Annotated in this window: 14 protein-coding genes; 10 read left to right on the forward strand and 4 right to left on the reverse strand. The window is 52.2% G+C overall.

The window, feature by feature from the left end:
- Window positions 1-299, reverse strand: a 299-nt coding sequence (locus tag Q9O24_09400; protein ID MDQ7075346.1) for a hypothetical protein, incomplete at its 3' end; no start/stop codon positions are given.
- A gap of 134 nt (window positions 300-433) precedes the next feature.
- On the opposite strand from Q9O24_09400, the gene Q9O24_09405 reads away from it, so the two are divergent.
- The 10 genes from Q9O24_09405 to Q9O24_09450 all read left to right on the forward strand — a co-directional run bounded on the left by Q9O24_09405 (window position 434) and on the right by Q9O24_09450 (window position 9,572).
- Entirely contained in the window at window positions 434-1,003 is a 570-nt protein-coding gene (locus tag Q9O24_09405) for a phosphatase PAP2 family protein (protein ID MDQ7075347.1), read from the forward strand.
- 128 nt (window positions 1,004-1,131) lie between these two features.
- Entirely contained in the window at window positions 1,132-2,412 is a 1,281-nt protein-coding gene (locus tag Q9O24_09410; protein MDQ7075348.1) for a Glu/Leu/Phe/Val dehydrogenase, read from the forward strand.
- 23 nt (window positions 2,413-2,435) lie between these two features.
- Window positions 2,436-2,885: a YcgN family cysteine cluster protein gene (locus Q9O24_09415; GenBank protein ID MDQ7075349.1), complete on the forward strand. Its 450-nt coding sequence runs from the start codon at window positions 2,436-2,438 to the stop codon at window positions 2,883-2,885.
- An 86-nt stretch (window positions 2,886-2,971) separates the two neighbouring features.
- Window positions 2,972-4,489: a GTPase gene (locus tag Q9O24_09420; GenBank protein MDQ7075350.1), complete on the forward strand. Its 1,518-nt coding sequence runs from the start codon at window positions 2,972-2,974 to the stop codon at window positions 4,487-4,489.
- Window positions 4,398-5,108, forward strand: coding sequence for an Era-like GTP-binding protein (locus Q9O24_09425; GenBank protein MDQ7075351.1), 711 nt, complete (start codon window positions 4,398-4,400; stop codon window positions 5,106-5,108). The genes Q9O24_09420 and Q9O24_09425 overlap by 92 nt, the downstream gene beginning before the upstream one ends.
- Window positions 5,109-5,151: 43 nt before the next feature.
- Window positions 5,152-5,781: a YcjF family protein gene (locus tag Q9O24_09430; protein MDQ7075352.1), complete on the forward strand. Its 630-nt coding sequence runs from the start codon at window positions 5,152-5,154 to the stop codon at window positions 5,779-5,781.
- A gap of 77 nt (window positions 5,782-5,858) precedes the next feature.
- Window positions 5,859-6,992 carry a response regulator gene (locus Q9O24_09435; protein ID MDQ7075353.1) on the forward strand — a complete coding sequence of 378 codons (1,134 nt, stop codon included), beginning with the start codon at window positions 5,859-5,861 and terminating at the stop codon, window positions 6,990-6,992.
- Window positions 6,989-7,294, forward strand: coding sequence for an Hpt domain-containing protein (locus Q9O24_09440; GenBank protein ID MDQ7075354.1), 306 nt, complete (start codon window positions 6,989-6,991; stop codon window positions 7,292-7,294). Before Q9O24_09435 ends, Q9O24_09440 begins: the two co-directional genes overlap by 4 nt.
- Window positions 7,295-7,297: 3 nt before the next feature.
- Window positions 7,298-8,575 carry a protein kinase gene (locus tag Q9O24_09445; protein ID MDQ7075355.1) on the forward strand — a complete coding sequence of 426 codons (1,278 nt, stop codon included), beginning with the start codon at window positions 7,298-7,300 and terminating at the stop codon, window positions 8,573-8,575.
- Between the two features lie 61 nt (window positions 8,576-8,636).
- Window positions 8,637-9,572 (forward strand): Gfo/Idh/MocA family oxidoreductase, encoded by a 936-nt coding sequence (locus tag Q9O24_09450; GenBank protein ID MDQ7075356.1) that lies wholly within the window; start codon window positions 8,637-8,639, stop codon window positions 9,570-9,572.
- Between the two features lie 23 nt (window positions 9,573-9,595).
- Here the strand turns inward: Q9O24_09450 and Q9O24_09455 are convergent, their stop codons facing one another.
- The 3 genes from Q9O24_09455 to acnB all read right to left on the reverse strand — a co-directional run bounded on the left by Q9O24_09455 (window position 9,596) and on the right by acnB (window position 12,951).
- Window positions 9,596-10,003, reverse strand: coding sequence for a type II toxin-antitoxin system VapC family toxin (locus Q9O24_09455; protein ID MDQ7075357.1), 408 nt, complete (start codon window positions 10,001-10,003; stop codon window positions 9,596-9,598).
- Window positions 10,000-10,245: an AbrB/MazE/SpoVT family DNA-binding domain-containing protein gene (locus Q9O24_09460; GenBank protein ID MDQ7075358.1), complete on the reverse strand. Its 246-nt coding sequence runs from the start codon at window positions 10,243-10,245 to the stop codon at window positions 10,000-10,002. The genes Q9O24_09455 and Q9O24_09460 overlap by 4 nt, the downstream gene beginning before the upstream one ends.
- Window positions 10,246-10,389: 144 nt before the next feature.
- A complete protein-coding gene (gene acnB, locus Q9O24_09465) occupies window positions 10,390-12,951 on the reverse strand; it encodes a bifunctional aconitate hydratase 2/2-methylisocitrate dehydratase (GenBank protein ID MDQ7075359.1) in 2,562 nt (853 codons plus the stop codon).
- Window positions 12,952-13,000 lie beyond the last annotated feature (49 nt).

Consider the following 13,000-nt stretch of genomic DNA (forward strand, 5'->3'; position numbering starts at 1 on the left):
CGCGCATGATCTCGATCCACTTTCAGATGCACCGGGTCGAGACGAAAACAGACCCCCTCAGGCGCAACGCCGCTGTCGGCTAAATACGAGAGCGCGGCGCTGGAATTTGAACGGGATTCAATAGAGAGGGGCAAAGCGTGCAACAACGCCTGCGAAAACGAGTCAGCCGAATCTTCACAGCTCTGCGCACGGGCTAAAAAACGCCGCAGTTGCGGCAACTGTGGCAAAAACCCCTCATCCACACCGTAATCGTTTAAGGAGTCTAATAATCCAGGTAGAATCAGGCGCAACGTACTCATAAGACCACTCAATGGAAAAAGTCATTATAATAACTTGGATTCAACCCTAGCGACTACAGGTCTGTTTACGCTCATCGTAAAGCTTGTCGGATAAAACACGCTCTGTTTCCCGCATTCACTCGGAACCCAAACCCATGTCTCTTTTTCAGCCGCGTCTGTCTCGATTTTTATTGCCATTTTGCCTGCTCTTATTAACCAGCCAGACGGTCAGTGCCGCCATCATCTCCAGCGGCACCTCCGATACCGAACGAGCCGGTGATCTAATCATGCTCGCCCTACCCTTGACCGGTTTAGCCATGACCTACGCCAACGACGACTCAGCAGGGCGCACCCAATTGCTCAAATCGGCCTTCACCACCGCTGCCATCACCAGCATCGTCAAAGTCGTTGTCAACAAAGAGCGCCCCAACGGAGGCGACTACTCCTTCCCCTCCGGTCACAGCTCAGCGGCTTTTGCCGGAGCCAGCTTTATCCAGACCCGCTACGGCTGGCAGTGGGGCGCACCCGCTTACGCCGCCGCCACCTTTGTGGCTTGGAGCCGGGTCGATGCCAACAAACATTATGTCGAAGATGTCCTTGCTGGGGCTGCTCTGGCGCTGCTCGTCAACCGCCGATTTGTCACTCCCAAACTGGGCAAAATTGCTCTTAACGTCCTGCCCGTTATAGGCGGCGGCTACCAATTGAACGCCTCCCTGCATTGGTAATCGCCTTTAATCTGAAAATTGACGCAAAAAAAGCAACTCTAAGTGCAGAAAGGGATCAACCACACAGTCTAGGAGAACATCTTCTCCTATCCTTTTAGAGACCCCATTCCGAACAAGGAACCAGACCCATGGATTCGATTTTTGACGACGCTCAATCCCGCCTCACCGAAGTCTTTAGCCGCATTGATCTACCCGACGATGTGCGTGAACGCCTCGCTCACCCAAAACGCTCTCTGACCGTCAGCATTCCGGTACGAATGGACGATGGCAGTCTGAAAGTCTTTACCGGTCATCGCGTGCAGTTTGACGACACCCGTGGCCCGACCAAAGGCGGCATCCGTTTTCACCCTGATGTCACTCTGGATGAGATCACTTCCCTCAGTTTTTGGATGACGATCAAATGCGCCATTATGGGTCTGCCCTTTGGCGGTGCCAAAGGCGGTGTGGTGGTCAATCCAAAAAACCTTTCTCGTCTGGAAGTGGAGCGCCTCTCGCGGGGTTATGTTCGCGCCATCGCCGACATTATCGGCCCAAAACGGGACATCCCCGCTCCCGACGTCTACACCAACAGCACCATTATGGGCTGGATGGCGGACGAATATTCCACCATCTGCCGCGAACAACTGCCTGCGGTCATCACCGGCAAACCGGTTCACCTCAATGGCTCTTTGGGGCGTGAATCCGCCACCGGTCGTGGCGCGCTGCACATTCTCGACCAGTGGGCAGAACGCCAAGGCATCAACCCCAAAAAGACCACCGTCGCCATTCAAGGCTTTGGTAATGCCGGTTACCATTTTGCCCGATTGGCCTTTCAGCACGGCTATAAAATAGTCGCCATCTCCGATTCCAAGGGGGCTATTTACACCGAACGCGGCCTGCACCCCGACAGCGTTATGGAACACAAACGCCAATATCAAGAGCTGAAGGCGATCTACTGCGATACCTCCGTTTGCGAAACCGGTGACTTTGAAACCCTCAGTAATGAAGAATTAGTCACCATGAAAGTGGATGTCTTGGTCTTGGCGGCACTGGAAAACGTCATCACCATCGACAACGCCGACCGTATTCAGGCCAAAACCATTCTGGAAATCGCCAACGGACCGATCACCTCGCAAGCAGATGCGATTCTAAATCAACACGACATTACCGTGCTGCCCGATGTGTTGGCCAATGCCGGTGGCGTGACCGTCAGTTATTTTGAGTGGGTACAAAATCGCTCCGGTCTCTACTGGGAGGAAGAGGAAGTCAATGAACGATTGGCTAAATTCATGCGCCGTGAAGCGGGGCATATTTTCAAACGAGCGAAAAAAGAAGAAACTACCCTGAGAATCGCTGCCTACCTGCACGGCGTAGAGCGCATTGCAGGGGCGATTCAGGAACGCGGCACACGAGAATATTTTAACGGTTAAAGCCGTAACAAGAGAGCTTGATTATGACCGACAACACCCCACCCTTCTGGCAACAAAAAAGCCTCTTCGATCTCTCCCACGACGAGTGGGAATCGCTCTGTGACGGTTGTGGGCGTTGCTGTCTGGTGAAGCTCGAAGACGAAGAGACAGGCGAGCTGCACTACACCAGCGTCGCCTGTCGGTTACTGGACATCGACAGTTGCCGCTGTAAAAACTACAGCAAACGGCTGCAACTGGTCTCTGAGTGCGCCCAGATCAGCCCACACAAACCAGACCAATTCGAATGGCTGCCCCCCACCTGCGCCTATCGCCGCTTAGCCGAAGGCAAAGAGCTGCTGCCCTGGCACCCACTGATCTCCGGCAATGCCGACAGCGTGCATCAAGCAGGCATCTCCACCCGAGGATGGGCGGTCTCAGAGGAGTTTATCGAAGAAGACTTTTATCAAGAGTTTATTATCGACTGGCCAGAGTAGAGGCAAGGCACGCCTTGCCTCTACCGAATTTTGTCTAAAAAACCTGTTAAAATCCCCGCCATCACAGCTCACTTACACACTCCGTTATGAAACTACTCGGTTCACCCCCCAAAGCAACTCTGAAACTGCTCACCAGCCTGTTGATCTTTATCGCCTTTGCCATCGCCCTGTTTATGGTGTTGCTGCTCACAGAGAGTCTCTTCACCGTCTGGGCGCTGTTAGCGGAACAGTCTGGCTGGTTTATCGCCCTCTACGCCGGTGGCCTGTTTCTGCTTTCGGGCTTTTTTGTCCGCCTCATCTTGATCGTATTACGACCGAAAAAACGCCCAAAAGTCAGCTCAAAACCACAACTACCACCCTCACAAGAACAGCTCCACGCAGAGCTGCAACAGGCCGCCGAACAAGGCATTGAGGTGGTAGAAGCACAAAAAGAGCTGGCAGAACTGCAACAACGCCAAACCGCCAAAGAGATCCACGTGGTGCTGTTTGGTTCCGTCAGTATGGGCAAAAGTGCATTGATCAACGCCCTGCTACCAGGAGCCGAGGTAGAGACCGACCCACGCAGCGGCACCACTCAAACCATTCAACATTACCACTGGACTTCAGAACAGCAGCAAGCGCTGATTTTAACCGACATGCCCGGTCTGTTTGAACCCGACGGCCAATGCAGCCCGCTCTCCCAAGACGAAGCCAAACGCGCCCATTTGGTACTCTACCTCTGTGATGGCGACCTGACTCGTGATCAGTACCACGAACTGGAAACCCTCATTGAGTGGCAAAAACCACTGGCTCTGGTGCTGAATAAAATCGACCGCTACAGTCAAGAAGAACTCGATCAGATCCAAACACGGTTGCGTTCACACCTAAAAACAGAACACCACATCCCCGTGATTCCGGTACAGAGCGGCGGCCAACAAGAGGTGATTCGCGTTCTGCCCAACGGCGAAGAGGAGCGCGTCACCCGTACCCGCCCACCGCAAGTCAAAGCCCTCACTCACTATCTGGAGAGCACCCGCGAACAGCTCTGCCAACTGCACCAATCCCGCGACAATGGTTTTTTGCTGCTCGGCAAACAGAAACTGGAAAACGCCCTCAGTGACCACCGCCTGCAAGAGAGCAAAACCATCGTCAAAAGCCACACTCGCAAAGCGATCATCGGTGCAATGGCGGCGGTCACCCCAGGTACGGATCTGTTAATCCAAGGTTATCTTGGCATTCAACTGGTGCAGAACTTGGGCAAGCTCTACGACATCCCCATTCAAGAGATCGACATTCGCCGTTTTATCAACATTGCCAGCAAACATGTGGGAAAAACCTTGCCGATGATGCTCGCCATTGCCGGAAATGTGTTTAAATCCTTTCCCGGCATCGGCACCCTCACCGGCAGCCTGCTGCACGCCGTCGCTTACGGGATGATTTTTGAAAGCCTCGGCAAATCCGTAGCTCAAACACTGCACACTTTTGGCAAGCTGGAACCCCAACACGCCATCCATCTGTTCGAGGAGAACCTGCGTGAAGATCTGGAACATCATGCGCGAAAACATGCCCAAATGGTCTTTGAGGAGCTCAAAAAGCAGCGAAAAAACCTCATCAGAAGGCGATAACAGCCCGCAACCTCTGGAGCTGGCGCAAGAGAGCCTACGCACTCTGCTGCACGACAACCGCATTCCCAGCGCCATTCGTGAATCACTGGCGAGCGACTACCAGCAGGTCGAGCAGATGCTGGACAAAATGGAGCACGGCCACCTGCACATCGCCGTCTTTGGCCGCGTCAGTGTCGGCAAAAGCGCACTGCTCAACGCCCTCTTAGGCGAAAAACGCTTTGGGGTCAGCGCCCTGCATGGCGAAACCACACAAGCCAATTTTGCCAGTTGGCAACAGTTTCAGAGCGACGGCGTGTTTCTTATCGACACGCCTGGCATCAATGAAATCTCCGGCGAAGACCGTGAACGACTGGCACACGAAGTGGCTGGACGCAGCGATCTGGTGCTGTTCGTGGTGGACGGCGACCTGACTGAAAGCGAATTAACCGCGCTGCGCACGCTGGCCAAAGAAAATCGCCCGATGTTATTGATCTTCAATAAGATCGACCGTTACACAAAAAAAAGAACGCACCCTGATCCTCGAACACCTGCAACAGCGCAGCGACGGCCTACTGCCCAACAATCACATTCTGACCGCCTCGGCGCTGCCCAGCGAACGGCTCTACATTCACGTAGATGAGGAGGGTAATGAAGAAGAGCTCTACAAAACCCCAAAAGCCGATGTGACACAACTGCGCGATCACCTCTGGCAGCTGTTGGAACGCGAAGGCCATACCCTCTCGGCACTCAACGCCAGCTTGTTTGCCGGTAAATTGAGCGACCAAGTGGCGGCGCGCATCATCGCCGCCAAACACAACGTCGCCGAAAAAGTGGTGCGTTCTTACTCTGTCACCAAAGGGGTGGCCGTCGCCCTCAATCCGATCCCCATTGCTGACATCGTCGCCGCCTCCGCAGTCGATGCAACGATGGTGGTGCATCTGTCGCGCATCTACGGTATGCAGATCAAACGAGACGAAGCCGGTCAACTGATCAAAACCATCGGCGGACAGATGGCGCTGTTGATCGCTACGGTCTGGGGAGTCAACTTGATCTCCTCCGCCCTCAAGGCGGGCAGCGCCGGTCTCTCCACTCTGATCACCGCCAGCGCCCAAGGCGCGGTGGCCTACTACAGCACCTTTGTTGTTGGTCAAGCGGCAGAGCAGTACTTCGCTCAAGGAAAATCTTGGGGAGAGTCAGGGCCAAAACAGGTGGTGAAAACCATCTTGAACAACCTCAATCAAGAATCGATTCTGCAACAAGCACGCGCAGACATCGTGCGTCACCTCAAGACCCAAACCTCAACACCACACTAATTTCGTCGGATATTAATAAGACGGCGTATTGGATGATGTAGACCTGATTTTCACTCATCGTCACAGGCCACGAACGGATGCCCACTGAATCCCAAACCCAACACTCCATTTTTTCCGAATGTCAGCTCTGCACCGACCATAAGAATGAGAGCGTCAAACAGAGCTTCCTCTCTGCCATCAGTCACGAATTTAAAACCCCACTGACTAACTTACTCGGTTTCAGTGACATTTTACTGGCCAAAAAACAGAATCAAGAAGAACAAAAATTGCTTACCGACATTCAACAAGAAGGTGAAAAACTGCTGAGGTTGATCAATGAAGCACTGCACGCCAGGGAGCAGAACAAGCAGGCACCGGAAATGCAGCAACAACACGACGAACCCTTCTCTCTTAATATCCTCTGCAAAAAAATTGAAGAACCTTACCAACTGCGCTGTAAAAACAAACACCTCGGCTTCTTTCTCAAAAACCATTTTGAAAATCGACAAGATCTTTTTTGCGGCGACCACCAACGTCTCAGATTAATTTTAGAAAACCTATTAGATAATGCCATCCAGCAGACAGAAAACGGCAGCATCGAGTTGGAGTTTGGCGGTCAGTACCAACAGACGCCCTTTTTTTTCTCCATCAACGTTAAACAAAATAACGCAACCCGAGCGCAGAGCAGATCAATGCCAGACCTGTACACCTGTCAGCGGCTCTTAAGGAAGATGGGCGGAAGATTGCACATGGAAAGTGAAATGAATGAACCTGTACGTTTTTGGGCTGAACTACCCTTAAAAGGCAGCACAACAGAACCCGTAGCAAAAAACCAAGCCCAACCGTCAAAACCACGCCTGTTGATCGTTGATGATATGGAAGAGATGCACCTGTTGCTTAAATTTTACTTACGCGGAAGTGATTGTTTATTGGACTTTGCCCACAACGGCAAACAAGCCGTCGAAATGCATCAACAACAACCTTATCAAATTATTATCATGGATATGAGAATGCCTATTATGGACGGCCTAGAAGCCACTCAACAGATCCGTCTCTGGGAGGCTGAACAACAACGAACAGCGAGTACCATTATCGCCTTAACCGCCGATCACAACTCACGACAACACTGCCTCTCCACAGGCTGTGATGAACTGCTGACCAAACCCGTACAACGTCAAAGATTGATCGACCTTATTACCATTTCACTTTCACAGGCGAGCCAAAAACCGTGAACGACAACCAACACCATGTCACCATTGATCTGGATCTTAAAGAGCTGATTCCGCTCTTCTTAGAGAATCGTCATAAAGACACCCTTTATTTACGCCAAGCACTCAATGACCATAATCACCATGCCATTGCTCGCATTGGTCACAACCTTAAAGGCACCGCAGGCAGTTACGGTTTTGCCGGTATGGCGCAGCTGGGGCAAAAACTAGAACAAGCAGCGCAGCAAGAAAATCCGAGCAAAGAAAACCAACTCATTGAGCGACTGGAAAGTCTACTCACCCTAACCGAAGTCTTTTACGAGTAGATCATGCTTTCATTACAAACCCTAAAAGCGGAACCGGAAAAACCGCCCTCAATTTTAATTATTGATGACAGTGCCGATTTTCGTCGCCTGCTGCATCATTATTTGAAAAAACAATACCCCAACGCCGTAATTGAAGAGCGCGAGGGCCTCAACAGCAATATGGCTATGCATGAAGTATTGCATGCACGCTACAATATTATCCTGCTTGATTACCTGCTCGATTACACCCCAGGAGAACGCAACGGACTTGATATTCTGAGCGAATTGCGCCAATTAAAATGCAAAAGCAGCATTATTTTAATGACCGCTCACGGCGACGAACTGCTGGCGGTCAAAGCGATTCGCAACGGTGCATTTGACTACATCGTCAAACAAAATTTCAGTAAACAGGATTTCCTTAACAGCATTGCCGAAGCGCTGTCGCATCAATTGGAGCTGCAACCTCAGAGCGCCAATACCCCCGATGTCACTGCCAGTGCCGAATTTGGTCACCACATGTTGGTGCAAGGTTATCGACCTCTCTACCGTCTCGGTGCAGGCGGGCAGGCGCTTACTTACCTAGCCGAATCGTTCAAAGACGGCCCCAAAGTGGTGCTCAAACTGCTGCCCAGCAACACCTCTGATACTCAAGTTCTGGGACGTTTTGTGCAAGAGTACGAAATGATCTCCAAACTGGAGCACCGCAATATTGTCCAGCTGCACAGCCAAGGCATCAGCGACAACACGGTCTTTATCGTTATGGAACATCTGCGCAACGGTTCTCTACGAGAAAAAATGTTGAGGCGCAAAATCCAGCCCCATGAAACCCTCAGTATCATCCGCCAACTCAGCCAAGCCCTAAGCCACATGCACGAACACGGCGTATTGCACCGTGACATCAAACCCACCAACATCATGTTTCGTGATGCCGACACGCCAGTCTTGATCGACTTTGGCGCGGCCAAACAGATGATCTCTCACAGCGATCTCACTCTGCACGGCGAAGTGCTTGGCACACCGCACTACATGAGCCCTGAGCAAGCGCTGAGCGAACCGCTCAGCCCCGCAACCGACCTCTACAGCCTCGGCATTGTTTTTTATGAAATGCTCACTGGCGAGCTGCCCTATCGCAGCGACCGCATTGCCGCCGTGATCGCCCAGCACCGCCTCTCGCCACTGCCAATTTTACCCAAACCGCTCAAGCACTTTCAGCCCATTTTAAACCGTCTGTTGGCTAAAAAAGCCCTGCTGCGCTACGATTCTGCTCGGGATTTAAAAGACGCACTGGCTGCGATACACTAGCCAAAACAGTCAGATCTGTGGAATACTCGCCAACCTCCTTGGTCAGTCGCAGAACAACACTATGAAAAATCTCAGCAGCGCCGTCATTGGCGTCGGTTATTTGGGTCAATATCACGCCGAAAAACACCACAACATCAAAGGCATTGATCTCAAAGCGGTGGTGGATGCCGATGCAAAGCGCGCCCAAGAGATCGCCACCCGCCTCAACACCCACGCCTTAAGCGACTACCAGTCGCTGCTCGGCCAAGTGGATCTGGTCAGTATCGCCTCTCCCACAGCCTCCCACTACCAAGTCGCGAAAGATTTTTTGCAGGCGGGCAGCCATGTGTTGGTCGAAAAACCGATCACAGTCACCGTTGCAGAGGCGCAAGAGCTGGTCGATATTGCCAAGAAAAACAATTTAGTCCTGCAAGTGGGTCATTTGGAACGCTTTAACCCTGCCCTGCTCGGCATTGAAAAACAACTGCTCAAACCGATGTTCATCGAATCTCATCGACTGGCTCCCTTCACTCCCCGTGGATCTGATGTCAATGTCATTTTAGATTTAATGATTCACGACATCGACATCATTCTCAGCATCGTTAACTCAGAGGTGAAAGAGATCGCTGCCAGCGGCACCTCGGTGCTCTCCAACGACACCGACATCGCCAATGTGCGTTTGGTGTTTGAAAACGGCTGCGTGGCCAACGTCACCGCCAGCCGCGTCAGTGTCAAAACCGAACGCAAAATGCGCTTTTTCCAGCACGATGCCTGCATCAGTGTCGATTTCCAGAACAAAACCCTCAATACCTATAAAAAGGGCGACAGCGAAAACGCAGCGGGCGTTCCTCAGATCATCAAACAAGAGACCCACTTTGAAAACAGCGATGCCATTATGGCCGAGACAACGGCTTTTATTAAAGCCATTCGCAACGGCAGCCGCCCCATTGTCAGTGGCGAAGAGGGTAAACGGGCGCTGCACACCGCCATTCGCATCAGTGAGTTGTTGAACCTGTAGAGATGAACCGTGTGTTCGCCCCGTTACAGCAACCAGTTTTCCACTTTTAAGCGAGGCACACGCTGAAATTCATTGCTGTTATCGGTCACCATGATTAAATTCTCCGCCAAGGCGTGAGCCGCGATAAGAAGATCATTTGGCCCGATGGGCGTTCCCGCTTGTTGCAATAGAGAACGAATTTCTCCGTAGTGACGATCTGCGGGAGATTTAAAATCAATTATATTGATGGATTCCAATACCCTTTCTACTCTCTCTGTTAAAGAGGCTGACGCTTTTTTTCGAATACCAAACTGCAATTCGGAAGCAACAATAATGCTGGTGAAAATACACTGATGCCCCACCTGTCGAATCTTTTCAGCAACACTCCCTTGCGGATTTTTTAGCATCGCAGAGAGAATATTAGTGTCCAACAGATAGCCTCTGTGCTTCATAACTCAATGTCATCCAGCGGTAACAGATCATTTTTCATCTCGTCTAGGCTTTCATTCATTGGCTCAAAGCTGTCCAACAATTCAACCAGATTCATCTGCTGGCTCTCCTCAATAATCAGCTTATTACCCACTTTACGAATAATAACCTCTCTGCCTTTCAACTCAAATTCACGCGGAATACGAATGGCCTGATTTCGACCGTTGCGAAACAGACGGACGTGGCGCTCTTTTGTGGTCAGCATCGACATAATCAACTCCCATTTGTATATGCCAAAAGCATAGGCCTAGTCCAAATAAGAGTCAAGAATGAACCCTCTAAAAAAACACCCACAAAAAAGGGCGAACCGAAGTTCGCCCTACATCAATACCCCAGAAAAACGATCGTCTTAGGCAATCGCCACCGGAATCACCTTATCCGCCACCTCTTGATATTCCGCAATCTGATCAAAATTCAGATAACGATAAATGTCATCGGCCATTGGGGTAATGCTCTGCATGTGCTGCATGTACTCCGCCACCGTAGGAATACGACCCAACAACGAGGCCACCGCCGCCAGTTCCGCCGACGACAGATAAACCATCGCACCGTTACCCAAGCGGTTGGGGAAGTTGCGCGTTGAGGTAGAGACCACCGTCGCACCATCCTTGACCCGCGCCTGATTGCCCATGCAGAGAGAGCAACCGGGCATCTCGATGCGCGCCCCCGCTTTGCCAAAGATGCTGTAATAACCCTCTTCGGTCAGTTGGCGTTCGTCCATTTTGGTGGGCGGCGCAATCCAGAGCCGTCCAGGAATGGTCTCACCCGCCGCTTCCAGCACCTTGCCTGCCGCTCGGTAGTGACCGATGTTGGTCATGCACGAACCAATAAAGACCTCATCAATCTCAACACCCGCCACCTCAGAGAGCAACTTCACATCATCAGGGTCGTTCGGGCAAGCCACAATCGGCTCTTTGATCTGATTTAGATCAATCTCAATGATCTCCGCGTACTGCGCATCGGCATCGGGTTCAATCAGCTCGGGGTTCTCTAGCCAAGCCTGCATCGCCGCCACACGGCGCTCCAAGGTGCGCGCATCGCCGTAACCGTTGCCGATCATCCACTTCAACAAAGTCACATTGGAATTGAGGTACTCGGTAATCGGCTCTTTGCCCAAACGCACCGTACACGCATTGGCCGAACGTTCCGCCGAGGCATCGGAAAGCTCAAAAGCCTGTTCGACTTTCAGATCGGGCAGCCCTTCGATTTCGATAATACGGCCGTTAAAGCAGTTTTTCTTACCTGCTTTTTCCACCGTCAGTAGGCCCTTCTGGATCGCTACATAAGGGATGGCGTTAACCAGATCACGCAAGGTGATCCCCGGCTGCATCTCGCCTTTGAAACGCACCAAAATGGATTCGGGCATGTCCAGCGGCATCATCCCCAGCGCGGCACCAAAGGCCACCAGACCGGAACCGGCAGGGAATGAAATGCCAATAGGGAAACGGGTATGAGAATCACCGCCCGTACCCACGGTGTCGGGCAGCACCATGCGGTTCAACCACGAGTGAATCACCCCATCGCCTGGACGCAGCGACACCCCACTGCGGGTGTGCATAAAGTCCGGCAATTCGTGCTGCAAGGTGATGTCGATGGGTTTAGGGTAAGCGGCGGTGTGGCAGAAACTCTGCATCACCAGATCGGCAGAAAAACCCAAACAAGCCAACTCTTTCAGCTCATCACGGGTCATGGCTCCGGTGGTGTCTTGCGAACCGACCGTGGTCATTTTCGGCTCGCAGTAGCTGCCAGGACGCACCCCCGCCACACCGCACGCACGACCGACGATCTTCTGAGCTTGAGTAAAACCCACATCACTCGCTGCCGCTTCTGCGGGGCGGATAAAGAGGTCGGTGGCTGCTTTGCCCAATGATTCACGGGCTTTTTCGGTCAAACCACGGCCAATGATCAACGGGATACGCCCACCGGCACGCACTTCATCGGCCATCGTCACCGGTCTCAGATCAAAACGGGCAATCACCTCACCTGCTTCGTTCTCCACCGTGCCTTGATAAGGGCGGATGGTGATCACATCGCCCATCTGCATCTGAGTCACATCACACTCAATGGGCAACGCACCGGAATCTTCAGCGGTGTTGAAAAAGATCGGTGCGATTTTACCGCCGATCACCACCCCGCCTTGGCGTTTGTTTGGCACAAAGGGGATTTCGTCACCCATGTGCCACAACACGGAGTTGATAGCCGACTTGCGCGATGAACCGGTGCCGACCACATCGCCCACATAGGCCAAGGGATGGCCTTTTTTCTTCAGCTCTTCGAGGGTTTTCAGGCCGTCGGGCATTTTGCTGACCAGTATTGCTTTGGCGTGCAGGGGAATGTCTGGGCGGCTCCACGCTTCCGTGGCTGGAGAAAGGTCGTCGGTGTTGGTTTCACCCTCGACCTTAAAGACCGTTACCGTAATCGACTCGGCCAGTGGGGTTTTATTGGTAAACCATTCGCCCTCTGCCCACGACTCCATCACCTGTTGCGCGTAGCGGTTCGTTTTGGCTTTCGCCTCCACATCGTGAAAGGCATCGTAGACCAGCAAGGTTTTAGATAACCCTTCAGCCGCCACCGCTGCGGTCTCATCCCGATCCAGCAGTTCAATCAGGGGTTGAATGTTGTAACCACCGAGCATGGTGGCCAGCAGTTTTGTTGCGTGCTGCGGGTCAATCATCGGTGAACTCGTTTCACCTTTGGCCAGCGCCGACAAAAAGGCCGCTTTAACATAAGCGGCTTGATCCACGCCCGGTGGCACTCGTTCGGTCAGCAGATCAAGCAGGAACTCACCTTCGCCCTCCGCTGGGGTTTTTAACAACAGCACCAAATCGGCCACTTGGGCGGCACTTAAAACTAAGGGAGGCAGGCCTTCATTGGCGCGTTCTTCAACGTGTTTTCTGTATTGTTCAAGCACGGGGAGTAGTCCTCTTGATCACTGACGGTTATAAAAAAGGTGGCCTATT

It is taken from the genome of Gammaproteobacteria bacterium, assembly GCA_030949385.1.
Taxonomy (GTDB): domain Bacteria; phylum Pseudomonadota; class Gammaproteobacteria; order JAUZRS01; family JAUZRS01; genus JAUZRS01.